Genomic DNA, 25,835 nt, shown 5'->3' on the forward strand with positions numbered 1-25,835 from the left:
CGAGTGACCGCCGTATAGAGCCAGCGCGCGCGATGTTCGCGGAAGGCGAAGCTCTCGTCGAACAGCACCACCTTGTCCCATTGAGACCCTTGCGCCTTGTGCACCGTGAGCGCGTAGCCATAATCGAATTCATCGGTATGCCGGCGGATCTCCCAGGGAATCTCCTCGGCCTTGCCCTCGAACATGGCGGTGAGCACGGCGACCTTCACGCTCGGCCCCGTGCCTTCATCCGGCGCGACGCGCAACTGGATGAGATCGCCGCGTCGCTCGCTCGCGAGCTTCACGGTCCAGGTCGAACCGTTGAGCAGGCCCTTCTGGCGGTTGTTCCTCAGGCAGACGAGCTTCTCCTCCTGCGCGGGCATGGTGTCGGTGAAGCCGCGCAATTCGCGGATGCGCATGTTGTAGCGCCGCCGCGTTTCGTTGCGGCCCACGAGCACCTGATCCGCCATCAGGATCGCCTCGGCGTTGATCTCGGAGCGCCCGATCACCCGGCTTTCGCCGAAATTCCCCATCGGCAGGCTCTCGCCCTCGCGCGCGAGCATGGACAGGCGGATAATAGGGTTGTCGACGGCCTGCCGATGCACTTCCGTCAGCATGATGTCCGGCTCGGCCTCGGTGAAGAAGCCGCCACCCTTCACCGGGGGAAGCTGGGCCGGATCACCCAGCACGAGCACCGGCACGCCGAAGCTCATGAGATCGTTGCCGAGTTCCTGATCCACCATGGAGCATTCATCGATGATGACGAGGCTCGCCTTCTTCACATCCGAGGAGCGGTTGATGACAAAGGTCGGCTCCTCGGTTTTCGTCTCCCGCGCGCGATAGATGAGGGAATGGAGCGTCTGGGCTTCGCCGCAGCCCTTGTCGCGCATCACCGCGGCGGCCTTCCCGGTGAAGGCCGCGAACAGCACATCACCATCGACATCCTCCGCGATATGCTTGGCGAGCGTGGTCTTGCCCGTTCCGGCATAGCCGAACAGGCGGAAGAGCTGCGGGCCACGCCCCTTGCGCGCTGCCTTGTGCCATTCGGAAATCGCCTGAAGGGCGCGATCCTGCTGCGGAGAGAATTCCATGAGGGTGAGGGATAGCGGCTCGGGCTGATTCTCGCCACCGGTTGCGATCGCGCGCGCAACGCGGTTACATCGACCCATGATGAATGCGCTGCCGCCGCCCTTCACCCTCAACCGCCGCGTGCTCGCGGTGGATGCCCCTCCCATTCCCGAGGCGCAGGCCTGGAAGGAGCTTTATTCCGGCGATGCGGGGCCGATGATCGATCTGTCGCAGGCCGTGCCCTCCACGCCGCCGCCGGCCTCCATGCTGGAAGCTCTGGGGCGTGCGGCGGCGCAGGGCGATACAAGCCGCTATGGCCCCATTCTCGGCGATGCGGCCCTGCGCTCAGCCCATGCGGCCGAGACAAGCCGCCTTTATGGCGCGCCGATCCGCGAGACCCAGGTGGCGATTACCGCCGGCTGCAACCAGGCCTTCGTGACCGTGATGATGGCTTTGGCCGGCACGGGTGACCGGGTGATCCTCCCCGCGCCTTGGTATTTCAACCATCGGATGACCCTCGACATGCTGGGCATCGAGGTGGATATCCTGCCCGCGCGGCCCGGCTCCGGCTTTGTGCCGGATGTCGCGGAGGCAGCCGGACTGATCACGCCATCGACCCGCGCGATCATCCTCGTTTCGCCGAACAATCCCACCGGTGCGATCTATCCGCCGCCGGTGATCGAGGCCTTCGCGACGCTGGCCCGCGCGAAGGGCATCGCGCTGTTGCTGGATGAAACCTATCGCGATTTCCTGCCCGCCGGCGGCGCGCCGCATCGCGTGTTTGAGGATGAACGCTGGGGCGAGACGCTGATTTCGCTCTATTCCTTCTCGAAGGCCCATGCGATTCCCGGCCACAGGCTCGGCGCGATCCTCGCGGGCGAGCCGGTGATCGCCGAGATCGCCAAGCTGCTGGATTGCATCCAGATCTGCCCTGCCCGCACGGCGCAGGGCGTTGTCGCCCAGGCGATCGAGGGCGAGCGCGCCTGGCGCAAAGCGCAGGCGGCCGAACTTGCGCGGCGGGCGCTGGCCACCCGTGAGGCATTCGCGAGCCTCAATGGCTGGCAGTTGCATTCCGCCGGGGCCTATTTCGCCTATGTCGCGCATCCCTGGCCGGATCGCAGCGCGGCCGAGGTTGCGCGAAGGCTCGCGCTGGAGGGCGGTGTCCTTGCGCTTCCCGGCCCCTATTTCGGCACGGGGCAGGAGGGGCATCTGCGCTTCGCCTTCGCGAATGTCGGAACCGAGACCCTGCAGACCCTGCCGGAACGTCTGCGCCTCCTGGCCTGATCAGCCGTTCAGCGCAATCTCTTGCATCCCCCGGCCCTGTAAGGCTATTCCGCGCGGGACCGGCGCGATGGATCGCGCGCCGCGCCCGCTCGTCCGAGGTTGCTCCCATGAAGTTCACGCTCTCCTGGCTCAAGGATCACCTTGAAACGGATGCGACGCTCGACCAGATCGTCGAGACGCTGACGCGCATCGGCCTCGAGGTCGAGCATGTGGATGATCCGGGGAAGAAGCTTGGCGGTTTCACGATTGCCTATGTTGTTTCCGCCGTGCAGCATCCCAATGCCGATCGCCTGCGCGTCTGCATGGTCGAGACGGGCGCGGGTGAACCGGTTCAGGTGGTCTGCGGCGCACCCAATGCGCGCACCGGCATGAAGAGCGTCTTCTCTCCGCCGGGCACCTATATTCCCGGCAAGGACATCACCCTCGGCAAAGGCGTGATCCGCGGCGTGGAATCCCTCGGCATGCTCTGCTCGGCGGCTGAACTCCAGCTTTCCGAGGATCACGACGGCATCATCGATCTGCCGGAGGATGCGCCGGTAGGAAGCGTCTATGCCGAATGGGCGGGGCTCTCGGACCCCGTCATCGAGATCAACCTGACACCCAACCGCCCGGATGCGACCGGCGTGCATGGCATCGCGCGCGATCTCGCCGCGGCCGGCCTCGGGCGTTTGAAGGACCCGACGCCGCACCAGGTGCGCGGGCAGGGCGCCTGCCCGGTGGATGTGGAATTGGCGCTCGCGCATGAGGATCGCGCTTTGTGCCCGGCTTTCGCGCTTCGTCTCGTGCGCGGCGTGAAGAACGGCTCCTCGCCGGAATGGATGCAGAAGCGCCTGCGCGCCATCGGCCTCAGGCCGATCAACACGCTGGTGGATATCACCAACTACATCACCTTCGACCGTGGCCGCCCGCTGCATGTTTTCGATGCGAGGAAGGTGGCGGGCAAGCTCGTGGTGCGCCGCGCGAAGCAGGGCGAGAGCCTCGTTGCGCTCGATGGCAGGACCTACGATCTCGACCCCTCCATCGTGGTGATCGCGGATGATCATGGCGTGGAATCGCTCGCCGGAATCATGGGCGGCGAGGCTTCGGGCTGCGACGGGAACACCACCGATGTGCTCGTGGAGAGCGCGCTCTGGTCGCCGTTGAACGTCGCGCAGACGGGCCGCAAGCTGGGGATCATCACCGATGCACGCTACCGCTTCGAGCGCGGAGTCGACCCGGCCTATACCGTGCCGGGCTGCGAACTCGCGACGCGGATGATCGTCGATCTTTGCGGAGGCGAAGCCAGCGAGATCACGCTTGCGGGCGAGGTTCCCTCCGGCGAGAAGATCATCGAGTTTCCGCTTGCCGAACAGAAGCGCCTTACGGGTCTCGAAGTGCCGATGACCGAGATGCGCGTCATCCTCGAGAAGCTCGGCTTCTGGATGTCCGGTTCCGCGCCGGTGGTGAAGGTCGCCGTGCCGAGCTGGCGGCCGGATATCGAGGGCAAGGCCGATATCGTCGAGGAGATTACCCGCATCGTCGGGCTTGATTCGGTGCCGCTCAAGCCCGTCAGCCGGGTGGATGAGGTGCACAGGCCGGTGCTGACCCTGCTGCAGACGCGGACCCGCACGGCGCGGCGCGCGGTGGCCATTCGCGGGCTTGTGGAGGCGGTCACCTGGTCCTTCATCACCGAGGCGCAGGCAAAGCTGATGGGCGGCGGCAAGCCGGAACTGAAGCTTGCGAACCCGATCGCGGCGGACCTCTCGGATATGCGCCCCAGCCTGCTGCCGGGCCTGCTCGCGGCGGCCCAGCGCAACGCGGATCGCGGCTATCCGGATGTCGCCCTGTTTGAGGTGGGCCAGATTTTCCTTGGCGCGGGCGAGAACGACCAGCGCATCGCGGCTGCCGGTCTGCGGCGCGGCCTCGCGGCCTCTTCCGGCACCGGCCGCCACTGGGCGGGCTCGCCGGAAGCCTCGCTGGATGATGTGAAGGCCGATGTGATGGCCCTGCTCGCGGCGCTGAACATCCCCACGGGTGGCCTGCAGGTGAAGGCTCCCGGCCCTTCTTTCCTGCATCCCGGACGCTCGGCGACCCTTGGCTTCGGGCCGAACCTCATCGGCTGCTTCGGCGAAATCCATCCGCGCGCGGCGGAATCCCTGGGTGTCGAGCCACGCGCCGTGATGTTCGAGATCAGCCTTGATGCACTGCCCGCCCCCAAGAAGAAGCCCACCAGGGCCAAGGCAAAACTCGAGCTTTCGGCGCTGCAGCCGGTCAGCCGTGATTTCGCCTTCCTTGTGGATCAGAAAATCGAGGCCGAAGCGATTCTCAGGATCGCTCGCGGGCTTGATCGTGCGCTGGTTGCGGATGTCTCGATCTTCGACCGTTACGCGGGCAAAGGGATCGAGCCGGGCAAGGTTTCCCTCGGCCTCGCGGTGACATTGCAGCCGCGCGACAGGACGCTGACGGATGCCGAGATCGAGGCTTTCTCGACGAAACTCGTCAGTGAAGTGCAGGCGAAGACAGGCGCGGTTCTGCGTGCCTGACTGTGAAAGGTGAATGGAATGGCTGGCAAACTGGCTTGTGCAAGACGGCTTCTGATCATTCTGGCCCTTGCCGGAGCGGCGCAGATATCGGGCACCAGCCTTCTTTCCGCGAGGGAGAATTGCGAGCGGTATCAAAGCCCCTTCCAGTTTAATGAATGCCTCGCCCGGCAGGCGCCGGGCCATGCGGCCCGCTCAACACGCACAATCGGCACGGGCGGCGCCGATCCCGAGGCCACCGTTCCCGCCCGCCGCCGCCATGCCGGTGCGAGCACCGAGGCGCGCTCGGGTGTGGCCTTTCAGCGCCATCGGAGCGGACGTGTTCGGGCGGTGATCGACCCATGGTCGGGCACGCGCAGCGTCACCGCTGGCAAGGCGCGTCGGCGCTGATCTCCCAGTCATCGCAAGCTCAGTATTCGAACGTCTCGAAGCGCATGTCGAGCGCATCGACCAGCAGGATCTTGCCCAGCAGAGGCGTGCCGAACGGCGTGATCTGCCGGATCACCTCCACCGCCTGCAACGAGCCGATCACCCCGCACAGCGCGCCGAGAACCCCCGCTTCCGAGCAGGTGGGAATGGCCCCGGCCGGCGGCTTTTCCGAGTAGAGATCGCGATAGCCCGGCCAGTTCGTGCCATCGGCGCGCCTGTCGAAGGGACGGAGCGTGGTCAGCGACCCATGCATCTCGTTGACGGCTGCCGTCACCAGCGGTTTCCGCGCCTCGGCACAGGCATCGGCCAGCAGGTAACGTGTGTCGAAATTGTCCGAACCATCGGCGATCACGTCGTAATCCGCGATCGTCGCGGCAACGTTCTGCGCCGTCAGCCGCATCGCATGAGGCACGACGCGAATGCCCGGATCAATCGCCGCAATGGTCTCGCCCGCGCTCTCCACCTTCAGCTTGTCGAGATCCGCGACGGCATGGATCACCTGCCTTTGGAGGTTCGAGAGCGACACCGTGTCATCATCCACGATGCCGAGCGAGCCTACCCCCGCCGCCGCGAGATAGAGCAGCACGGGGGAGCCGAGCCCACCGGCCCCCACCACGAGCACCTTGGCCCGGCGTAGCCGCTGCTGGCCGGGCCCGCCGATATGGCGCAGCACGATATGGCGGGCGAAGCGGGTCAATTCATCAGGAGTGAGCATCGATCCATCAAAAGAATGCGCGTGGTTTCAGGCCTTTTGCCTGTATCGGCCGTTGCCACGGTCCGCATAACTTTTATAGAAGCGCGCATCCTCCTTGGGAATGCCGGGAATTGAAGGCCGGCTTCTCCCGCAGAACATTCCGGGCGCGCGCATGGCCAAATCCGAGATCAAGAAAGTCGTCCTCGCCTATTCCGGCGGGCTCGATACCTCCGTCATCCTCAAATGGCTGCAGACCACCTACGCTTGCGAGGTCGTGACCTTCACCGCCGATCTCGGCCAGGGCGAGGAGCTTGGGCCCGCGCGCGACAAGGCGCTGCTGCTCGGAATCCGCCCCGAGAGCATCTACATGGACGACCTGCGCGAGGAATTCGTGAAGGATTTCGTCTTCCCGATGTTCCGCATGAACGCACTCTATGAGGGCCAGTATCTGCTGGGCACCTCGATTGCCCGCCCGCTGATCGCCAAGCGCCAGATCGAGATCGCGCGGGCTGTCGGCGCGGATGCCGTCTGCCACGGCGCCACCGGCAAGGGCAACGATCAGGTCCGCTTCGAACTCGCCTACTACGCGATGGAACCATCGATCAAGATCATCGCACCCTGGCGTGAATGGGATCTCGGCAGCCGAACAAAGCTGATCGCCTTCGCCGAGAGCCACCAGATTCCCATCGCCAAGGACAAGTATGGCGAGGCGCCGTTCTCGGTCGATGCGAACCTGCTGCACTCCTCCTCCGAAGGCAAGGTGCTGGAAGATCCGGCCGTCGAAGCCCCCGAGATGGTCTATATGCGTACGATTGCGCCTGAGGCCGCGCCCGACAAGGCAACCACGATCACCATCGATTTCGAAAAGGGCGACCCGGTCGCGATCGATGGCGTGAGGATGAGCCCGGCGACGTTGCTCACGAAGCTCAACGAACTCGGAAAAGCAAACGGCATTGGCCGGCTCGACCTCGTCGAGAACCGTTTCGTCGGCATGAAGTCGCGCGGGGTCTACGAGACGCCGGGTGGCACGATCCTGCATCAGGCACATCGCGGCATCGAGAGCATCACGCTCGACCGCGAGGCGATGCATCTGAAGGAATCGCTCATGCCGCGTTATGCCGAACTCGTTTATTACGGGTTCTGGTTCACGCCGGAGCGCGAGATGATCCAGGCGCTCTGTGACAGATCGCAGGAACTCGTCACCGGCGGCGTCACCCTCAAGCTCTACAAGGGCAATGTCACGGTCATCGGCCGCGAGAGCCCCTATTCGCTCTATGACAAGGAACTCGTGACCTTCGAGGAAGGCGCAGTGGCCTATGATCATCGCGACGCGCAGGGCTTCATCCGGTTGAATGCGCTGCGGCTTCGCACGCTGGAAATGCGCCGCCGCAAGGCCGGGGCCTGAAATCACCAGGGGGGCCGGGGGCGCCGCAGCGCCCCCTCCTTCTTTCCGCCGCATTTCCCGCGCTTGACGCAGCATGGAAGCGCGTCACACTTCACCCATGCGCAGGAAGCTGAAAACCATCGCGACTGTGCTGGTGGCCATCGCACTCGTTGCAGCTGGAGCGGCCCTCTGGTTCCGCCCCACGGTCCTGCGTGTCGCGGCCAGGCCGCTGGGCTCATCCGATGTGCGCGTGATCATCTCCTACCTTCAGGCCCTTCAGCGCGAGCGAGCGGATATCCGCTTCCGGCTGATCCTCACGGAAGGGCCGGCCGATTCGGCTGCGCGCATGGAAACCGGCGAGGCCGATCTCGCGGTGGTGCGCTCGGATGTTGCCATGCCCACCAAGGCCTCGACGGTCGCGATCCTGCGGCGCGAGGCCGCTTTTTTCATCACCAGGCCCGGCAGCGAGATCACCGAGATCGGCGGTCTCAAGGGCAAGACGGTGGGGCTCGTGCGCTCGACGCCCGCCAATGAGCGGATTCTCTCGCAGATCCTCGATCATTATGATCTTTCCCCGCATGACGTGACGCGCGTTTCCGGCACGCCGCAGGAGATGCAGCAGCAGGTCGCCGACGGGAAATTCGATGCGCTGTTCTTCGTGACACCGATTTCCGAGCAGCTCACGCGGCGCGCGATCCAGACCTTCCCGAAGATCGATGGCCAATATGCCGGCCTGCTGCCGGTTGCCGAGGCCGAGGCCCTGCTGGTGGATTACCCGCAATTCGATACGGTGGAAATCGTGCGCGGCGCGTTCGGCGCCAATCCAGTCCTGCCCGAAGCGTCGGTGACGACGCTGGCCGTCACGCATCGTCTCGTGGCCGACAACAACCTTTCCGATGCGGTGGTCAGCGAACTCACACGCCTGCTTGTCACGCTGCGCCCGCAGATCGTGCGCGATACGCCGGCCGTGAACCAGCTTGATCTTCCCTCCACCGAAGACAAGGCGGCGCGCCTGCCCAACCATCCCGGCGCCGTCGCCTTCATCGATGGCGAGACGAAGACCTTCTTCGAGCGCTACGGGGATCACATCTATATCGGAATCATGGCCTTCTCGCTTCTCGGTTCGGCACTGGCGGCCTTGTTCTCGAGCCTTTCACGCCGCGCGGATCCCGTGCCCTCCGATGTGCTGATGTCGGACCTCGTGCTGGAGATCGAGCGCGTGCGCGAGGCGGATCACCTGGCCTCGCTCGACATGATCGAGGACGAGGCCGATGCGACCATCGCACGGCTGCTGCGGGCCGCCACGAAGAAGGGTGGCGACAGCGGCGAGGTGGCGGCCGTCGCGCTGCTTGTCTCGGAGCTGCGCCACACGCTCGCGCGCAAGCGGGAAGCTCTGCAGAAGAACGCTCAGCAGCCCCCAGCCGGGGCTGTCACGATGCTTCCGACCGGCCCGTCCGGCGTTTGAGGTTGCGGTGCAGCGTGGTTTCGGCTATCGGCTCAAGCCGAACCCAAGCCTCATGTGTCTGATCGATCCACCCGGATCTTTCTGGCCGCGCGGAAGTCTCGCGCAGCCCGCCTGTGGTGATTGCTCTTTTCCGGCCACGGCCGCAGGCGGAACATTCCATGTCGCTTCGCAATATCGCCATCATCGCGCATGTCGACCACGGCAAGACGACGCTGGTGGACAAGCTCCTCGCCCAGTCGGGCGCCTTCCGCGACAACCAGCGCGTGATCGAACGCGTGATGGATTCGAATGATCTCGAGAAGGAACGCGGCATCACCATTCTGGCAAAGTGCACCTCGCTCGTCTGGAAGGATACGCGCATCAACATCGTGGATACTCCGGGCCACGCCGATTTCGGCGGCGAGGTCGAACGCATCCTGAACATGGTCGATGGCGTTGTGGTGCTGGTGGATGCTGCCGAAGGCCCGATGCCGCAGACCAAGTTCGTGGTCTCCAAGGCGCTGAAGCTCGGCCTGCGCCCCATCGTGGCGGTGAACAAGGTCGACCGCCCGGATGCCCGTGCGCAGGAAGTCATCAACGAGGTTTTCGACCTCTTCGTGGCGCTCGACGCCAATGACGAGCAGCTCGACTTCCCGATCCTCTACGGCTCGGGCCGCAATGGCTGGATGTCGAAGTCGATCGACGGCAGTGCCGAGGAAGGCCTCGCGCCGCTCTTCGACACCGTTCTGGCGCATGTGCCGGAAGCGAAGGTGGAAGAGGGTCCGTTCCGCATGATCGGCACGATCCTCGAGGCCAACCCCTTCCTTGGCCGCATCATCACGGGTCGCATCACCTCGGGCTCCATCAAGCCGAACCAGCAGGTGAAGGTTCTGGCGCGTGACGGCAGCGTGATTGAAACCGGGCGCATCTCGAAGATCCTCGCCTTCCGCGGCATCGAGCGCCAGCCGATCGAAGAGGGTGTCGCGGGGGATATCGTCGCCATTGCCGGCCTTTCCAAGGGCACGGTGGCTGACACTTTCTGCGCGCCCGAAGTGACCGAAGCCATCCCCGCCCAGCCGATCGACCCGCCGACCGTGACGATGAGCTTCATCGTCAACGACAGCCCGCTCGCCGGCACCGAAGGCGACAAGGTGACGAGCCGCGTGATCCGCGACCGCTTGTTCAAAGAGGCCGAGGGCAATGTCGCGCTGCGTATCGAGGAAAGCCAGGACAAGGATTCGTTCTTCGTCTCGGGCCGCGGTGAATTGCAGCTCGCGGTGCTGATCGAAACCATGCGCCGCGAAGGTTTCGAGATCGCCGTCTCGCGTCCGCGCGTCGTCTACGAGAAGGGCCCGAACGGCGAAACGCTGGAACCGATCGAGGAAGTCTTCATCGACGTGGATGAAGAGCATTCCGGCGTCGTCGTGCAGAAGATGTCCGAGCGCAAGGCCGAAATGATCGAGATGAAGCCGTCGGGCGGCAATCGCCTGCGCCTCGTCTTCCACGCCCCCACGCGCGGGCTGATCGGCTACCAGTCCGAATTGCTGACCGACACACGCGGCACGGCCATCATGAACCGCATCTTCAAGGCCTACGAGCCCTACAAGGGCGAAATCGCGGGCCGCAACAATGGCGTGCTGATCGCCAACGAGCCGGGCGAGGCCGTGGCCTATGCGCTCTGGAACCTCGAAGAGCGCGGCGCAATGGTGATCGAGCCGGGCTGGAAGGTCTATCAGGGCATGATCGTGGGCATCCATACCCGCGACAACGACCTCGAAGTGAACGTGCTGAAGGGCAAGAAGCTCACGAATATCCGCACCACCTCCAAGGATGAGGCCGTGCGCCTCACGCCGCCGATCCGCATGACGCTCGAACGCGCGCTCGCCTGGATCCAGGACGACGAGCTCATGGAAGTGACGCCGAAATCCATCCGCCTGAGGAAGAAGCTGCTCGACCCCAATGATCGCAAGCGCGCCGAGAAGCAGAAGGAAGCGCTCGCGGGCTGATACGGCCATCCACGGCTTTCTCGGGTGGTGCCCTGTCGAATCACGCCGGCGCCCCCCATAAAGGGCATGGAGAAAACCATGTCCGTCCGCCGCCTTGATCCCGTTCTCATCGACCAGATCGCCGCCGGCGAGGTGATCGAGCGCCCGGCCGCGGCCGTGAAGGAACTCGTCGAGAATGCCATCGATGCCGGCGCGCGCCGCATCGATGTGGTGGTTGAGAAGGGCGGCCGGAGGCTCATCCGTGTCTCGGATGATGGTTGCGGTATGGGGCCGGAGGATCTGGCTTTGGCCATCGAGCGCCATGCCACTTCGAAACTGCCCGAGGGTCGGCTTGATTCCATTCGAACGCTTGGTTTTCGTGGCGAGGCCCTGCCTTCCATCGGCGCCGTGGCGCGTCTCACGATTTCCTCGCGCCTCCAAGCCGCGAGCGGACCCTCGCTTCGCGCAATCCCTGCGGGATCATCCGGAGCAAGCGGCCAGGCTGAAACATCCGCGCATCGCATTCGCGTCGATGCCGGACGGGTCGAGCCCGTGCGGCCTGCGGCGCTCGCGCCGGGCACGCGGGTGGAGGTGGAAGACCTGTTCCATGCCACGCCTGCCCGCCTCAAATTTCTGAAGGGCGACCGGGCGGAGGCGATGGCCGTCAGCCAGGTCATGCGCCGCCTCGCGCTTGCACGCCCCGATCTCGCGTTTTCACTCGCCGGCGATCACATAGCCGGCTTTGATCTCGCGGCGGAAACGGCGGATAAAGCCGGGCTCTCCCGCCGTGTCGAAGCGCTCATCGGCGGCGAATTCATGGAAAACGCCACGTGGCTGGAGGCAAGCCGCGACGAAATCGGCATTTTCGGGCTCGTCACTTTGCCGACTTATCATCGTGCGACGGCCGATGCCCAATACATCTTTGTGAATGGACGCCCTGTGCGAGACCGGTTGCTGATCGGCGCTCTGCGGGCAGCTTATGCGGATACGATCGTTTCCGGCCGTCACCCCAGCGTCGTGCTGTTCCTCACGCTTGATCCCGAGCGCGTGGATGTGAATGTCCATCCGGGCAAGCTCGAGGTCCGCTTTCGCGACGGCGAGAGCGTGCGCGGCCTCTTCGTGCGCGCCATCCGCGATGCCCTGGCGGGGGAAGGACATCGCGCCGCCAGCCGCCCGTCGGTCCTGCTCGAACGCTTCCGGGTGAACGAACACGCGCCGATCTCCGCCCTTCCCGGTTTGGCCTGGCGCCCTCAGGCCCCTTCCCCGCTGTCGCCGCCCCAGCCGGTTGAGGCTCCACTGCCGGTCTGGTTGCGCGGCGGCATGGCCGAGGAGCAGCAGGGCTTTGAAGCAAGGCCGGCCGAACCGGAAACCCTTGCCATACCCCCCTTGGGCTTTGCCCGCGCCCAGATCAGCGAGACCTACATCCTGGCAGAAAACGCCGATGGATTGGTCATTATCGACCAGCACGCCGCCCATGAACGTCTCGTCTATGAGCGCCTCAAGCGTGCCCGCGCCGGGGGCGGCATCATGAGGCAGATGCTGCTGATCCCGGCAGTGGTGACGCTTGATCCGGCCGCGCGGGATCGCCTTGTGGCGGCGGCCGATCTGCTCGAAAGCCTTGGTCTTGTCGTCGAAGGTTTCGGCGGCGATGCCGTTCTTGTTCGCGAGGTTCCTGCCGCTTTGGCGCATCTCGATCCGGGAAAACTCGTGCGGGAGACAGCGGATACCCTCGCCGAATGGGGCGGCAGCGAGGCGTTCGAGGCGCGGATCGATCTCGTGCTCAAGACCTTCGCCTGCCATCATTCCATCCGTGCCGGACGAAAACTGCGGCTCGAGGAAATGGACGCGCTCCTGCGCGAAATGGAGGCCTCTCCGGCTTCCGCACAATGCAACCATGGTCGACCGACATCCGTGCGCCTCAGCGCGGTCGATCTCGCGAAACTGTTTGGAAGGCGCTAGAGCGCAAACCGATCTCATTGAATCAGATCTGGCGCCCTGTCTTCTTGTTTTTGCATCCGCTTTTTCCGCTAACCGGTAACCACTTGACTGTCGGAGCTCCAGAATTCAGCCGGCAAAACGACTAAAAGTCATTTGGCTCTCACCCGCCTTGCGCCGGTCGAGTGGTTGCAGCTCGGGGGGCAATTTCGGTTCCATATTCGCGCGCTCTTCCAGCACGATGATGGCACCGGGCTTCAACCAGCCTCCAGCGATTGCGGAGGCGATTGCGGCCTCACCCAGACCCCTGCCATAGGGCGGATCGCAGAACACGAGATGGAAGGGTTCGAAAGGGGAAACCGGGCCAAGCTTCGTCGCATCGCGCCGGAGAATGCGCGTCACCCCGCCAAGGCCGAGCGCTTCGACGTTCGCGCGTTGCAGGCCGCGCGCCTCTGTCCCGATATCGACCAGCACGGCATAGCCCGCCCCGCGCGAAATCGCCTCCAGCGCATTCGCTCCGGTGCCGGCAAACAAATCGAGGATGCGCCCCCCTTCCAGTTCGAAATCCATGCCATGCGCGAGGATGTTGAACAGGCTCTCGCGCAGGCGATCGGAGGTTGGCCGGATGGCATCGGAGGACGGGCCTTTCAGGCTACGCCCCCCCAAGGCACCGCCGACAATGCGCATCCTCTAGCCCTCGCGACCTGGACCGCTACGACCTGGACCGCTACGACCCGGACCGCTGCGGCCATGCCCGCCACGGCCCGGTCCATCCCGACGCGGGCCACCGCCCTTGCCAGCGAATCCGCTGGGCCTGCCACCCCGCGAAGCCCCGCGGTCCTCACGGGGCGGGCCATCGTATTTCCGGCCGCGCGCGGGGCGATCGCCCTCATCGCGGGTCCGGAAAGGCCGTTCGCCGCGCGGCTTGTCGCCGAAATCGCGTTTTTGGCTGAAATCGCGTTTTCCACGAGGAGCATCGCCGCCCTCGAAACGCGGCTTGCGGAAGGGGCGCTCGCCAGCCGCCTCATCCCGCGGCGGACGGGAGCGGAAGGGCCGATCTCCACCCTCGCGAGGGGGGCGCCCCTCACCATCGTCACGCGAGCGGAAGGGCCTGTCGCCACGGGGACGATCGCCCTCGGGACGCGCACGGAAAGGCCGCTCGCCGCGCGGCGCATCGTCTCGGTTGGATCGACCCCGCGACCGATCCCCGCCCGCATCGTCGCGCGGCGGACGCGCGCGGAAGGGACGATCCCCCTTCTCGCGGCTGAAGCGGTCGCGACTTTCGTCGCGATCCTCGCGCGGGCGGCGGGGGCGCTCTTCCTCCGCCAGGCGCACCACGCGTTCCACCTTCACGGCGCGGCCCTTGCGGTCCGCCACATGGGCGCGCTCCACCTTCAACGTCGGGTCTTCGCCCAACAGCGCCAGATCACGCTTTTGGGTGGGCTTGCGACGATCGAATCGGCGCGGTTTTTCCCCGTCCTCGATCAGCGCGTCGTGACGAATGCGGGGGCCATCGAAATAGGCTCCGGCTTCCTCCGCCAGTTCCGGGCCGAGCTGGTCGGCCAGCACGCGCGGGCGCACCTCGGTGGCCTGTCCTTCCTCGAGATCGCCGAGCTGGAACGGCCCGAAAGAAACGCGGATCAGCCGCGACACCTGGCACCCCAGATGCTCCAGAACGCGCTTGATCTCGCGGTTCTTGCCCTCTCGCAGGTCCATCGTGAGCCAGGCATTGTCGCCCATCTCGCGGTCAAGTGTGGCGATGATCGGACCGTAATGCACCGCGTCGAGCACGATGCCCTCGCGCAGGGTATCGAGCTGCGCCTGGTTCACCTCGCCATGGATGCGCACGCGATAGCGCCTGAGCCAGCCCGTATCGGGATGCGCGAGTACGCGCGAAAGGCCGCCATCATTCGTGAGCAGCATCAGGCCTTCGGTGTTGATGTCGAGTCGGCCGACCGAAACCACGCGCGGCAGGCCGGGCGGGAGGTGATCGAACACGGTCGGGCGTCCCTCGGGGTCGTCGGCGGTCGTCACGAGGCCGCGCGGCTTGTGGTAGAGCCAGAGGCGCGTCGCCTCCCGCTCCGGCAGCGGCTGGCCATCGACCAGGATCTGGTCCCTGGAGGTCACGTCCAGCGCCGGGCTGTCGATCACCGCGCCATTCACGGCCACGCGTCCCGCCGCGATCCATTCCTCGGCATCGCGACGCGAACAGAGGCCCGCTCGCGCCATCACGCGGGCGATCCGCTCGCCCCCCTCGGCGATGCCCGGCGTTCCCTCGCTCCTGCGGGCCGAGCGATAACCCAGAGCATTCGCCTTGCGGGGCGCGCGTTCTGCACTGGCCGGGGCGTCGTCGCGGTTGCGGGCCTGGCGGGCGTCATCGCGATCGAAGCGTTTGGGTCGCTCGCGGAAATCGTCGCGCGGGGCGCGATCCTCGTGGGCACGGAATGGCTCGCGGGCGCGGAACGGCTTGTCGCCTAAGGATTTTTTCTCGTCGAAGGGCTTCCTGCCTCCGAAATCGCGGTTTCCACGCGGCGCATCACCGCCTTCGAAACGGGGCTTGCGGAAGGGGCGATCCCCATCGGCGCGTTCGCGGCGCGGCGGACGATCCGTAAAATCGCGATCCTGCCGGTCGCGGTTGAAGCGCGGACGATCAGCACGATCCTCGAAACCGCCGTCACGCGGCTTTCGGAAAGGGCGCTCGCCGCCGGCTTCATCGCGCGGCGGGCGCGGGCGGAAGGGGCGATCACCCCCTTCACGCGGCGGGCGGCCCTCGCCAGCCTCGAAACGGGGCTTGCGGAAGGGACGATCCCCCTCGGCGCGATCCTCGCGCGGGGGCCGGGCGCGATACGGCCGGTCGCCATCCCCGGAACGCTCTCCGGGGCCTTTCGGGAAACGGGGCCGGGCGCCATCACGGGGGCCGGACCGTTCGGAGCGGAAGCGGCCGTCGCGCGGCTTGCCTCCACCTTTTTTGTCTGTATCGCTCTTTTTCATCGCGTCCTCGTATCAGAAGGCAGGTGCCTTAGCGAGTGCAGCGAGGGGTTTCTTTTCAAAGGGCTGACATGAAGCCGGAGAGCAGCTTGAGCGGGTTCGATGCAGCTTTTGCCCAAGCGAAGGCGGCGGGCTCGCGCGGCGAGGTGCCCATCGGCGCGGCGATCCTGCACAAGGGCCAGGTGATCGCGGCGGCGGGAAATCGCACGCGTGAACTCGCTGATCCCACCGCGCATGCGGAAATCCTGGCGATCCGAATGGCCTGCAAGGCGCTCGCCTCCGAGCGCATCGGCGATTGTGATCTCTATGTCACGCTGGAGCCCTGCCCGATGTGCGCCGGCGCGATTTCCTTCGCGCGGATCCGGCGGCTCTACTACGCGGCCAGCGACCCCAAGGGCGGGGGGGTGGAGCATGGCCCGCGTGTCTTCTCGCAAGCCACCTGCCACCACGCGCCGGAGATCTATGCCGGCATCCGCGAGAGCGAGGCTTCGGGAATGCTGCGCGTGTTCTTCGCCTCGAAGCGGAGTCAGTCCTGAGGCGGAAGCGCGAGCGCCTTCGCGCGCTGAACAGCCTGCACGATCGTCTCGATTTCCTGCGCCATGGGCTCGGCGGCGGCGAGGATCTTGCGGGCCGAGAAGAAATCCAGCGCCGGGAAGGATTCGACACGCGCCTTGATGCGATAGAGCGGCGCAGGCGGGACATGATTCTGCGCCTCGATCAGCGCGGATTGCAGCAGGTCGAAGGCGCGCGTCATCACCTCGACAGAACCGGGAATGGCCATGCTCTCTTCCTTGGGCGCAGCCTTGGAGATGTCGATCGCGAGGATGAGATCGACCGGCCCCTGGATCGCGCGGATCGGCAAGGGATCGACCGAACCGCCATCGATCATCACCCGGCCCTCATGCACCACAGGCCGCACGAGGCCGGGAATGGCCATCGAGGCGGCCACAGCCGGGGCCAGCGCACCTTCGCGGAACACCACGCGCTCCATGCGATGGAGATCCGCCGCGACCACCGAGAGCGGGATATCGAGATCCTCGAAACGCCGGGGCAGGGCGGTGGGCAGGAAGCGCTCGAGGGTCGCAACGCCATCGACCAGCACCGGGTTGGTCAGTCCTTGCCGCCAGAGATCGGAGAGGCGCCCCACACGGGCCTGGAAGAGCCGCGTCATCACCTCGGTGCGGTTGCGAAATTCCCGTAGCGCATGCTGACGCAACGCCGTGCCCGAAAAGCCGGAGCAATAGGCCGCGCCGAGAATGGCGCCGATGGAGGTGCCGGCGATTTCCACCGGGCGGAGGCCCAGCCGGTCGAAGGCCTCGAACGCAATGATATGCGCAAGGCCTCGCGCGCCGCCGCTGCCGAGAACCAGCCCGATCCGCGGCTTCGCCTCGCTCATGCGAGGAATGCCTTCAGGGCGCGCAAGGTTGCCTCGGGGTTCTCCTCGGCCACGAAATGCCCGGCAGGGATGGGTTCGCCGATGATCTCCGGCGCGAGCGGCCTCCAGGCCTCCAGCGGCGAGGGACCCTTGCCGGGGAGGCCGGCATTACCCCAGAGCGCGAGAATGGGGCAGCGGATGCTATCCCCCGCCTGAAGGCTGGCGCGATCATGCGCGACATCGATGGTCGCGCCAGCGCGATAATCCTCGCAGGTCGCGTGGATGCGGGAGGGCTCGTTGAAGAAGGCATGGTAATGGTTCAGCGCGCGTCGGTCGAAAGCGGAGAGGTCGCCGCGCGCAGACCATTTCGCGAGGCAGGAATCCTGCCAGGCGATGGGGTCCTTGCCGATTTCCTGCTCCGGTTTCGGCGCGGGCTCGGCCAGGAAAGGCCAATGCGGATAGGTGGTCGCGCCGGCATTGATCCGATCCCAGGCGACATGGGTCGGGATGATGTCGAGGAGCGCGAGTTTTTCGACCCGCCCCGGATGGTCCAGCGCGAAGCGATAGGCCACGCGCGCCCCGCGATCATGTCCCACGAGGCGGAAGGTCGCGAAGCCGAATTCCTCGGCGATGGCGAGGATATCCCCGCCCATCGCGCGCTTGGAATAGCCACTGCCCGCCTCGCTGCCGCGCACGACCGAAGACCAGCCATATCCCCGCAGATCGAACGCAATCACGCGGAAATGCCGTGCGAGTTCCGGCGCGATTTTGTGCCACATCACATGCGTCTGAGGGTAGCCATGCACGAGGATCAGCGGCTCGCCGCCGCCCCCGGCACGGGCGAAGACATGCCCGTTCGGCGTGCCGACATGGTGGCTGGAAAAACCCGGAAAGAGATCCGCGAGATCGCTCATTCCCTCACCCCTTCAGATGCGCGAGGCCTTTCGCACCGATATCCGAGCGGCAGAAGCCATCCGGCCAATCGACCTTCGCCACGGCATCATAGGCGCGCTGGCGCGCTTCGGGGAGACCCTTTCCGGTCGCACAGATCGTGAGCACGCGACCACCGGCGGAAACGAGCTTCCCATCGACCAGCCTGGTGCCCGCATGGAACACGGTTGCACCGGGCATCGCGGCGGCATCGTCCAGCCCGGTGATGGGCGTGCCCGAGGGGTAGCTGCCGGGATAACCCCTCGTGGCCATCACCACGCCCACGGCGCTTTCCGGGTTGAAACGGGCCGTCACGCCGGCAAGCTGCCTGCGGGCGACGGCATCGAGGATCGGGAGCAGGTCATCCGCGAGGCGCAGCATCAGCACCTGGCATTCGGGATCGCCAAAGCGGCAGTTGAACTCGATGAGTTTTGGCCCCGTGGCCGTGATCATGAGCCCCGCGAACAGGATGCCGCGATAGGGCATTCCGCGAGCCACCATCTCGCGGGCGACGGGCTTCACGATTTCATCGAGCGCGCGGCGTTCCATTTCAACGGTGAAGACCGGCGCCGGGGAATAAACGCCCATGCCGCCCGTATTCGGCCCCTTGTCGCCATCCAGCGCGCGTTTGTGATCCTGCGCCGCGCCGAAAGGCAGCACGGTTTCGCCATCGACAAGGCAGAAATAGCTCACTTCCTCGCCAATCAGGCATTCCTCGATGACCACGCGCGCGGCGGGCTCGCTGGCATAAAGCGTTTCGAGCGCGTCGACCGCTTCACCGATTGTCTCGGCCACGGTGACACCCTTGCCGGCCATCAGGCCATCGTATTTCACGACAATTGGCGCGCCCTGCTCATGCACATGGGCCACAGCGGGCGCAAGGCTCGTGAAGGTGCGATAGGCCGCCGTCGGCGCGTTCGCCGCCACGGCCACGGATTTCGTGAAATCCTTCGAGCCCTCCAATTGGGCAGCCGCCTTCGATGGGCCGAACACGCGCATGCCTGCCGCGATCAGCTCATCCGCCAGCCCGGCGACCAGTGGTGCTTCCGGGCCGACCACCACGAGATCGATCCTGTTTTCCTGTCCGAAGGCGATGATGCCCGCATGGTCATCGAGCTTCAGCGGCACGCATGTTCCGAGTGCCGCGATGCCGGGATTGCCGGGGCCGATGAAGAGCTTTTCGCAAAGCGGGCTCCGGGCGATGGCCCAGGCCAAAGCATGTTCGCGCCCGCCGCTCCCCAGCAACAGAACCCGCATCGTCAAACCCTTTCGCTGTGGCCAATCGCGGGCTGCTGTAGCATCCGGCCGGCGCAATCTCTACACTCCGGGTCGCATGATTGATCTTCTCACCAACGCCCCGGAATACTCGGTTTCCGATCTCGCCGGAGCCCTCAAACGCACCCTCGAGGATGCCTTCGGGCAGGTGCGCCTGCGCGGCGAAATCTCGGGCTATCGCGGCCCGCATTCGAGCGGGCATGTGTATTTCTCGATCAAGGACCAGAACGCCAGGATCGACGCGGTGATCTGGAAAGGCGTGTTCGGAAGGCTGAAATTCCGGCCTGAAGAGGGGCTGGAGGTGATCGCCACCGGTCGCATCACCACATTTCCGGGCAAATCGACCTACCAGATCGTGGTGGAAGCGATCGAGCCGGCGGGTGTCGGCGCGCTCATGGCTTTGCTGGAGGAGCGCCGCCGCAAGCTCGCGGCGGAAGGGCTTTTCGAGGCTGCGCGCAAGCAGCTCCTGCCCTTCCTGCCGCGGGTCATCGGCATCGTGACCTCACCGACGGGCGCGGTGATTCGCGACATGATCCACCGGCTGACGGATCGCTTTCCCCGAAAGGTCATTCTCTGGCCCGTGCGCGTGCAGGGCGACGGCTCGGCGGAGGAGGTGGCGGCCGCGATCCGGGGGTTCAACGAAATCGAGCCGGGCGGGCGCATCCCGAGGCCCGATGTGCTGATCGTCGCGCGCGGCGGCGGCTCTCTGGAGGATCTCTGGAGCTTCAACGAGGAGATCGTGGTGCGGGCCGCCGCGATGAGCGAAATCCCGCTCGTTTCGGCCATCGGTCACGAAACGGATTGGACCTTGCTCGATCAGGTCGCCGATGTCCGCGCGCCCACGCCGACGGCTGCCGCAGAGATGGTGGTGCCCGTGCGGGCCGATCTGCTCCATGCCGTGCGTGACAGGGGTGCCCGCCTCACGGGGCAGGTGCTGCGCCTGAGGGATCGCGCCCGGCGCGACCTCGCGGGTTTGCTGCGTGCGATGCCGGATGCGCAGAGGCTCATCGAAGCGCCGAGACAGCGGCTCGACCTCGCGAGCTTGAAGCGCGACCGGGCGCGCGAGACGATGGCCGGCAAGCGCCAGCTTGCGCTTGCCACGCTCGCGCGGCGCCTCTCGGCGCAGAAGCCCGAGGCGCGTCTCGCCCGCCAGCGCGAGCGGCTTGATGGCCTGAAGCGTCGGCTACCGGAAGTGCTCGCGCGCCAGCAGCTGCGCTACAGGGAGCAGCGCGTGCAACTCTCGGAGCGCCTTGCCCGCGCCTTTGCGAGCCGCATCGGCCAGTCGCGGAAAGAGGCAGCGCAGGGGAAGGCTCGGCTTGAGACGCTGGCCCAGCGCCTGCAGCGCGCACCGAAGATGGCATGGAGACCGAAACACGATCAGCTCTTGAAAGCCGAACAACTGCTCGGCGCTCTGAGCTATCACAACGTGCTCGCGCGCGGCTTCGCCGTGGTGTTCGACGAGGCGGGCAAGGCGGTGCCCAGCCGGGCGCGGGCCGCCCAGGCCTCGCGCCTCACGCTGGAATTCGCCGATGGCCGCATCGATGCCCTGCCGGCGGATGGCGAGGCGCTGAAGCCCGCCCCGCGCCTGGCGAAACCGGCCAAGCCGGGCGGTGGCGGGCAAGGCAGCCTTTTCTGATATTGCTGGATGTTGACTTGAAAAACGGGCCCGAAACCAAGTAGGAACAGGCCGGTCAGGAGCCCACCATGCTGCGCCCCCCCGCGCTCGGCACAGAAGCCGTGCTCGAATACTCGAACAGTGACTACCGGATCATCCGGCAGGGCACGTTCGTGCGCTGCGGCGTGACCGGCAATCCCATCCAGCTGGATGATCTGTGCTACTGGAGCGCGGAGCGGCAGGAGGCCTATTCGAGCCCCGAGGCCGTGCTGACGCGGCTGCGCGAGGAATCGACCGCGCGATAGATCGCGGCCAGCAGGTCATCCGGCAGGGGCACCGAGACTGGCAGAATCTTTGCCGCCTCCCTCAGCTTTTCCCGCGCCGGACCGCCGGCGAGACGCATCGCATCCTTCTCGGTCGTGACAAGCATGGCGCCCAGTTTCCCGGCCTCCGAAAGCAAGGCCGAAGCCTCGCTTTCCGTGAAGGCATGGTGATCGGGGAAGGCGCGCAGGCGAATGATTTCCGCGCCGATCTCCCGCAGCGTTTCCGCGAATTTCTCCGGCCGGCCGATGCCGCAGAAGGCGAGCACGCATTGGCCGCGCAAGGCTTCCGCGATGCGCGGATCAGCCGCGATGGCGCTGGCAAATACTGGCCTCCCGCGCAATTCCACCGCGACATGGTGCCGATCCGCGCCAATCATCAGAATGGCATCCATGTGCCGAAGCATGGGCCGAAACGGCGCGCGCAAGGGGCCCGCCGGCACGCAGAATCCGTTTCCGAAGCCAGCGCCGCCATCGACCACCGCGAGGGTGAAATCCTTCGCAAGATGCGGATTGTGGAGAGCATCATCGAGCACCAGCACGCTCGCGCCGCGCTGGATCGCGAGTTTGGCCCCGGCACGCCGGTCGCGCGAGACGATCACGGGGCATGTCCGCGCAAGCATCAGCGGTTCATCGCCAACCATCGCGGCGGTATCGCGCGCAGGTTCCACGCGGTGGGGGCCATGAAGCCTTCCGCCATAGCCGCGCGAGAGGATGAAAGGCTTTTCCCCGCGCTGCGCCAGCGCCGTTGCGAGGGCACGCGCCACCGGGGTTTTCCCCGCACCGCCCGCCGTGAAATTGCCGATCGCAATCACGGGCACCGCCACGCGCTCGCCCGGATTCGCAAGCCGCGCCAACGTAAAGCGCCCATAGAGCCAGCCGATGGGCGCGAGCAGCCACGCGGCAAGCCGGTTCCCTCCCGCCTGCCAGAAGGCCGGCGCCCGCATCAGGGCTTCTCCAGCCACGGGCGAAGCGCCTCGAGCGTGCGCTTCAATGCGCCTTCGTGCCGCGCGATGGCCTCGCGGCCGCGGGTCCCGAGCTGCGCGCGGGCCTCGGCATCGGTGAGAAGCGCCAGCACATGGCGGTGCAGCCTTTCGGCATCCGGCGCGATCACGACGCCACAGGCGGCGGCAAGATCAGCGTAAATGTCGCGGAAATTCGCGACATGCGGGCCGGAGATGACCGGGCAATCGAGCTTGATCGGCTCGATCGGGTTGTGCCCGCCATGCGCCACCAGCGAGCCGCCCATCAGCGCAAGCGTGGAGAGCGAGAACAGGAGACCCAGTTCGCCAAGGGTATCCGCCAGGTAGAAGGCATGGCCGGGTTGCGGTTCTTCCCCGAGGCTGCGGCGGGCACTCGCGGTGCCTTCGCTTGCGAGAAGCGCGGCAATCGCCTCGCCCCGCTGCGGGTGACGCGGCGCGATGATTGTCAGCAGTTCCGGCAAGGTCTGCGTGAGGCCTTTCGCCAGCGCGATGATCTGCTCTTCCTCGCCCGGATGCGTGGAGGCCGCGAGCAGAACCGGCCGCGTGCCGATGGCGGCAGCAAGCGTGGCGCGGGCGCCTTCATCCACCGGCAGCGGCGGCACATCGAATTTCAGGTTGCCCGGCGAGGAAGCCGGCGCACCCAGTGCACGAAAGCGCTGCGCGTCGGCATCGGATTGGCCCGTCAGCAATGCGAGCGGCGCGAGAAGCGGCCGCGAGAGCGAGGGCAGGCGCGACCAGCGCCGGAAGGAGCGATCCGACATCCGCCCGTTGATGATGCCCACGGGCACGCGGCGCCGATGCGCTTCCATGATCAGGTTCGGCCAGATCTCGCTCTCGCAGAAGAGCGCGAGATCCGGCTGCCAATGATGGACGAAGCGCGAGACCGGTCCCGGCAGATCGACCGGGACGAATTGATGGATCGCGCCTTTCGGCAGGCGCTGCGCCGCAAGCGTTGCGGAGGTCACCGTGCCGGTGGTCAGCAGCACCGTGCTATGCTCGCCCAGCGGAGGGACAAGCGGAAGGATCGACATCGTCTCGCCCACGCTCGCTGCATGGAGCCAGATGAGCCGGCCCGCAGGGCGCGGCAATCCGGCCTTCCCGAAGCGCTCGCCGATGCGCGCGGGGTCTTCCTTGCCGCGCTTCAGCCGGGTGCGGAACAGCAGCGGCACGGCGGGCGCGACGGCATGCGAGGCCAACCGGTAGAGCACGAGAGGCAGGGTGCGCCCGCTCATGCCAAGAACTCCGCTGCCTTGGCCGCGCGGGCCAAAGCCACACTCTCGCGGTTGCCCCCGGGATCGGCGGAACCGAGCGCCGCATAGGCCTCGGCATAGGCCAGATCCATCGCGATCTCGACCGCGCGACGGCAAGCCTCGCGCCGGGCGGCATCGGCCTCCTTCGGAACGAAGATCGGCTCGCCGATGACAAGGGCCGTGCGTCCGAAGGGCAGCCCGATGCTCGCGGAATCCCAGGAGTTCAGGTCGATCCGCCGCGAGCAGACGGTCGCGACCGGCAGGATGGGCCGGCCGGACAAGGCGGCCAGCGCGATGATGCCTTCCCCCGCCACGCGGCTGACCTTCGGCACATCGGCGGTCATGGAAACATGATCGCCCGCTTCGAGCAGGGCGAGCAATTGCCGCAGGGCCTGGATGCCGCCGCGCTTGCGCACCTGATCGGAGCGCTGTGCGCCCGAGCCGCGCACCACGAACATGCCGAGTTTCTCGGCGGCGATCGCGTTGATCGCCCCGTCGCCATGGCGGGAAATCATTACGTGGATGCGATCCTGCGGGCGCAGGCCGAAGGTCTGCATGAAATGCTGGCCATGCCACATGGTGATGATGACCGGGCCATCTTCCAACCAGGCATGGCCATCGGCGGGAATCACCGTCATGGGGCTCGTGCGTTGCACGAAACGCAGATAGCCCGCGAGAAGTGAGCCCAGGAAACGCTGGACAGGTTCGCTCCGCGCGATCGCCTTCAGCATGGCCCGACCATCGATCGGAAGAGGCTCGACCGCCTCATCGCATCACGCATCGGGATCGAGCAGGCGGTGCAGATGCACCACGAAATAGCGCATCTGCGCGTTATCGACCGTCGCCTGCGCCTTCGCCTTCCAGGCGGCATGCGCGCTCTTGTAATTCGGATAGACGCCCACGATGTCGAGCTTCGAAAGGTCCTTGAAGGTCGTGCTGTCGAGATCGGTCAGTTCGCCGCCGAAAACGAGGTGGAGCAATTGCGGTTCGGCATTCGGCGCGGTCATCAGGGCAACTCCCGGTGCGGCAGGCCGGAAAAGCCGAGGCCCCGGCCGCTTGTGATCAGCCGCGTTTCGCCGCAGAAAGGCTGCCCGTCAAGAGCGAAGGCATCACCCGGTCGAGCAAGCCACGGCTTCCGGCCAGCAAGGCCGGGTGTTCATCGCCCCTCAGCGTGTAGAGCGGTGGCCGGCCATCAGGCCCGAGCAACGCGCCCCCCGCCTCCTCAAGGATACAATGCGCGGCCACGATATCCCAATCATGCGCACCGGGCCGGGCGAGAGCGAGATCGAGATCGCCCGAAAGCGGCCGGACCAGGCGATGCGCGAGCGCGGCGATGTTCGGCATGCCCTCGATGGCGAGGCCGCTCTCGCGCGCGACGATTTCGAAAACGCCGCGCGGGCCGGCGGCGCGGATGGGCGAAGGGGGTTCCGAAGCGAGCATCACGGGTTGACCCTGATAGCGTGCCCCGCCGCCGCGATGGGCCGCGAACATCGCGCCGCGCGCCGGAACATGCAGCAGGCCGATCACCGGCTCGCTGCCCGCGAGCACACCCAGGGCAATGCACCAGTCATCCCGCCCCTCCATGAAGGAGCGCGTGCCATCGATCGGGTCGATCACGATGGTGAGGCCATCCTCCGGCCCATCCCAGGCCTCGGGCCGCTCTTCCGAATGATAGCGCAGGGGGCCGAAGCCGTCCCGGCCGAGCCCGGCAACGGCATCCGCGATCAGCGCATCCACCGCGAGATCGGCGCTGGTGACCGGCGAGTTGCCCTTCCAGTCGATCCGGGCACGGGTGCGCTCGCCGCGGCGCCAATCCGCCAGCGCGCGTTGTCCGGCACGATGGACGAGCGCCTCGAGCCAGCCTTCCAGCCAAGCGAGATCGAGCGGAAGCGGCGGGCGTGTCATCGCCAGGCCAGCACCAGCAGGCCAATCATGCCGATGAAGAGCGATGTCCAGGTCAGAAGCATGCCGTAAACACGCCCGAAGCTCTTGCCGATGCTCTGGCCCAGGCCGAGGGCGTGGAGGACGCGACCGAGGAGGCCGGTGAAGCCCACGGAATGCACGAGCCATTCGCTTGCCCCGAGCATCGGCAGCAGCACCAGGATCGCGAGGATCAACGGCGTCTGTTCGCTGAAATTGCTGTGCACGCGGATGCGCTGCGCCAGCGCCTGGTTGCCGCCATCACCGATCCCCACCTTCTGGGACATCCGGAAGAAGGCGACCCGCGCCGTCAGCACGATGCCGACAAGCACGAGCGCGACCACATAGGTTGCAGCGAAAGAGAGGGAATTGGCATCGATGGCCGCGAGTGTTCCGTTCATGGCTTCACTTGGAGCGAGCGGGCGGGGTGACGAAACCCTGCCTATCGCGATTTGCTG

At 66.2% G+C, this 25,835-nt stretch carries 23 protein-coding genes; 10 read left to right on the top strand and 13 right to left on the bottom strand.

What is annotated here, in order from left to right:
* On the bottom strand, positions 1 to 1,070 hold a 1,070-nt coding region (locus ACKODO_RS03010; protein ID WP_408981995.1), incomplete at its 3' end, for an ATP-dependent RecD-like DNA helicase.
* Positions 1,071 to 1,146: 76 nt separating this feature from the next.
* On the opposite strand from ACKODO_RS03010, the gene ACKODO_RS03015 reads away from it, so the two are divergent.
* The 3 genes from ACKODO_RS03015 to ACKODO_RS03025 all read left to right on the top strand — a co-directional run bounded on the left by ACKODO_RS03015 (position 1,147) and on the right by ACKODO_RS03025 (position 5,240).
* Positions 1,147 to 2,331 carry an aminotransferase gene (locus ACKODO_RS03015; RefSeq protein ID WP_408981973.1) on the top strand — a complete coding sequence of 395 codons (1,185 nt, stop codon included), beginning with the start codon at positions 1,147 to 1,149 and terminating at the stop codon, positions 2,329 to 2,331.
* A 107-nt stretch (positions 2,332 to 2,438) separates the two neighbouring features.
* Positions 2,439 to 4,853, top strand: coding sequence for a phenylalanine--tRNA ligase subunit beta (gene pheT / locus ACKODO_RS03020; RefSeq protein ID WP_408981974.1), 2,415 nt, complete (start codon positions 2,439 to 2,441; stop codon positions 4,851 to 4,853).
* Between the two features lie 18 nt (positions 4,854 to 4,871).
* Positions 4,872 to 5,240, top strand: a complete 369-nt coding sequence (locus ACKODO_RS03025; RefSeq protein WP_408981975.1) for a hypothetical protein — start codon at positions 4,872 to 4,874, stop codon at positions 5,238 to 5,240.
* Between the two features lie 19 nt (positions 5,241 to 5,259).
* On the opposite strand, the gene ACKODO_RS03030 is transcribed toward ACKODO_RS03025, so the two are convergent.
* Positions 5,260 to 5,994 carry a HesA/MoeB/ThiF family protein gene (locus ACKODO_RS03030; RefSeq protein WP_408981976.1) on the bottom strand — a complete coding sequence of 245 codons (735 nt, stop codon included), beginning with the start codon at positions 5,992 to 5,994 and terminating at the stop codon, positions 5,260 to 5,262.
* 151 nt (positions 5,995 to 6,145) lie between these two features.
* Here ACKODO_RS03030 and ACKODO_RS03035 point away from each other — a divergent pair, with 151 nt between their 5' ends.
* The 4 genes from ACKODO_RS03035 (at position 6,146) to mutL (ending at position 12,745) form a co-directional block, all read left to right on the top strand.
* Positions 6,146 to 7,378 (top strand): argininosuccinate synthase, encoded by a 1,233-nt coding sequence (locus ACKODO_RS03035; protein ID WP_408981977.1) that lies wholly within the window; start codon positions 6,146 to 6,148, stop codon positions 7,376 to 7,378.
* Positions 7,379 to 7,451: 73 nt separating this feature from the next.
* The gene (locus ACKODO_RS03040; RefSeq protein WP_408981978.1) at positions 7,452 to 8,822 is read left to right on the top strand and encodes a TAXI family TRAP transporter solute-binding subunit; all 1,371 of its coding nucleotides are present in this window, start codon (positions 7,452 to 7,454) and stop codon (positions 8,820 to 8,822) included.
* A 158-nt stretch (positions 8,823 to 8,980) separates the two neighbouring features.
* Positions 8,981 to 10,807, top strand: coding sequence for a translational GTPase TypA (typA, locus tag ACKODO_RS03045; protein WP_408981979.1), 1,827 nt, complete (start codon positions 8,981 to 8,983; stop codon positions 10,805 to 10,807).
* A 78-nt stretch (positions 10,808 to 10,885) separates the two neighbouring features.
* Positions 10,886 to 12,745: a DNA mismatch repair endonuclease MutL gene (gene mutL, locus ACKODO_RS03050; RefSeq protein WP_408981980.1), complete on the top strand. Its 1,860-nt coding sequence runs from the start codon at positions 10,886 to 10,888 to the stop codon at positions 12,743 to 12,745.
* Between the two features lie 105 nt (positions 12,746 to 12,850).
* On the opposite strand, the gene rsmD is transcribed toward mutL, so the two are convergent.
* Together rsmD and ACKODO_RS03060 are read right to left on the bottom strand one after the other, a co-directional pair.
* On the bottom strand, positions 12,851 to 13,408 hold the full coding sequence (rsmD, locus tag ACKODO_RS03055; RefSeq protein ID WP_408981981.1) for a 16S rRNA (guanine(966)-N(2))-methyltransferase RsmD: 558 nt from the start codon (positions 13,406 to 13,408) through the stop codon (positions 12,851 to 12,853).
* A gap of 3 nt (positions 13,409 to 13,411) precedes the next feature.
* Positions 13,412 to 15,712, bottom strand: a complete 2,301-nt coding sequence (locus tag ACKODO_RS03060) for a pseudouridine synthase (protein WP_408981982.1) — start codon at positions 15,710 to 15,712, stop codon at positions 13,412 to 13,414.
* A 68-nt stretch (positions 15,713 to 15,780) separates the two neighbouring features.
* On the opposite strand from ACKODO_RS03060, the gene ACKODO_RS03065 reads away from it, so the two are divergent.
* On the top strand, positions 15,781 to 16,245 hold the full coding sequence (locus tag ACKODO_RS03065) for a nucleoside deaminase (RefSeq protein WP_408981983.1): 465 nt from the start codon (positions 15,781 to 15,783) through the stop codon (positions 16,243 to 16,245).
* Here ACKODO_RS03065 and ACKODO_RS03070 read toward each other — a convergent pair.
* Genes ACKODO_RS03070 through purD form a run of 3 tightly spaced genes read right to left on the bottom strand, consistent with a single transcriptional unit; the run spans position 16,236 to position 19,271 of the window.
* Complete coding sequence (locus tag ACKODO_RS03070; protein WP_408981984.1) at positions 16,236 to 17,105, bottom strand: patatin-like phospholipase family protein; 870 nt, start codon at positions 17,103 to 17,105, stop codon at positions 16,236 to 16,238. The genes ACKODO_RS03065 and ACKODO_RS03070 overlap by 10 nt on opposite strands.
* Positions 17,102 to 17,998 (bottom strand): alpha/beta fold hydrolase, encoded by an 897-nt coding sequence (locus ACKODO_RS03075; protein WP_408981985.1) that lies wholly within the window; start codon positions 17,996 to 17,998, stop codon positions 17,102 to 17,104. The genes ACKODO_RS03070 and ACKODO_RS03075 overlap by 4 nt, the downstream gene beginning before the upstream one ends.
* A gap of 4 nt (positions 17,999 to 18,002) precedes the next feature.
* Positions 18,003 to 19,271 carry a phosphoribosylamine--glycine ligase gene (gene purD / locus ACKODO_RS03080; protein ID WP_408981986.1) on the bottom strand — a complete coding sequence of 423 codons (1,269 nt, stop codon included), beginning with the start codon at positions 19,269 to 19,271 and terminating at the stop codon, positions 18,003 to 18,005.
* A 76-nt stretch (positions 19,272 to 19,347) separates the two neighbouring features.
* On the opposite strand from purD, the gene xseA reads away from it, so the two are divergent.
* Both xseA and ACKODO_RS03090 read left to right on the top strand, forming a co-directional pair.
* The gene (xseA, locus tag ACKODO_RS03085) at positions 19,348 to 20,925 is read left to right on the top strand and encodes an exodeoxyribonuclease VII large subunit (protein WP_408981987.1); all 1,578 of its coding nucleotides are present in this window, start codon (positions 19,348 to 19,350) and stop codon (positions 20,923 to 20,925) included.
* A 68-nt stretch (positions 20,926 to 20,993) separates the two neighbouring features.
* Positions 20,994 to 21,209 carry a DUF2093 domain-containing protein gene (locus ACKODO_RS03090; protein ID WP_408981988.1) on the top strand — a complete coding sequence of 72 codons (216 nt, stop codon included), beginning with the start codon at positions 20,994 to 20,996 and terminating at the stop codon, positions 21,207 to 21,209.
* Here the strand turns inward: ACKODO_RS03090 and lpxK are convergent.
* The 6 genes from lpxK to ACKODO_RS03120 form a co-directional block, all read right to left on the bottom strand.
* A complete protein-coding gene (gene lpxK / locus ACKODO_RS03095) occupies positions 21,152 to 22,171 on the bottom strand; it encodes a tetraacyldisaccharide 4'-kinase (RefSeq protein ID WP_408981989.1) in 1,020 nt (339 codons plus the stop codon). The genes ACKODO_RS03090 and lpxK overlap by 58 nt on opposite strands.
* Entirely contained in the window at positions 22,171 to 23,439 is a 1,269-nt protein-coding gene (locus ACKODO_RS03100) for a 3-deoxy-D-manno-octulosonic acid transferase (RefSeq protein WP_408981990.1), read from the bottom strand. Before ACKODO_RS03100 ends, lpxK begins: the two co-directional genes overlap by 1 nt.
* Entirely contained in the window at positions 23,436 to 24,188 is a 753-nt protein-coding gene (locus ACKODO_RS03105; protein ID WP_408981991.1) for a lysophospholipid acyltransferase family protein, read from the bottom strand. The genes ACKODO_RS03100 and ACKODO_RS03105 overlap by 4 nt, the downstream gene beginning before the upstream one ends.
* Positions 24,189 to 24,230: 42 nt before the next feature.
* Positions 24,231 to 24,464 (bottom strand): DUF4170 domain-containing protein, encoded by a 234-nt coding sequence (locus ACKODO_RS03110; protein ID WP_408981992.1) that lies wholly within the window; start codon positions 24,462 to 24,464, stop codon positions 24,231 to 24,233.
* A 55-nt stretch (positions 24,465 to 24,519) separates the two neighbouring features.
* On the bottom strand, positions 24,520 to 25,362 hold the full coding sequence (locus ACKODO_RS03115) for an inositol monophosphatase family protein (protein WP_408981993.1): 843 nt from the start codon (positions 25,360 to 25,362) through the stop codon (positions 24,520 to 24,522).
* Positions 25,359 to 25,835, bottom strand: a 477-nt coding sequence (locus tag ACKODO_RS03120; RefSeq protein ID WP_408981994.1) for an MAPEG family protein, incomplete at its 5' end; no start/stop codon positions are given. The genes ACKODO_RS03115 and ACKODO_RS03120, both read right to left, overlap by 4 nt.

The organism is Rhabdaerophilum sp. (assembly GCF_046092605.1).
GTDB lineage: Bacteria > Pseudomonadota > Alphaproteobacteria > Rhizobiales > Beijerinckiaceae > Rhabdaerophilum.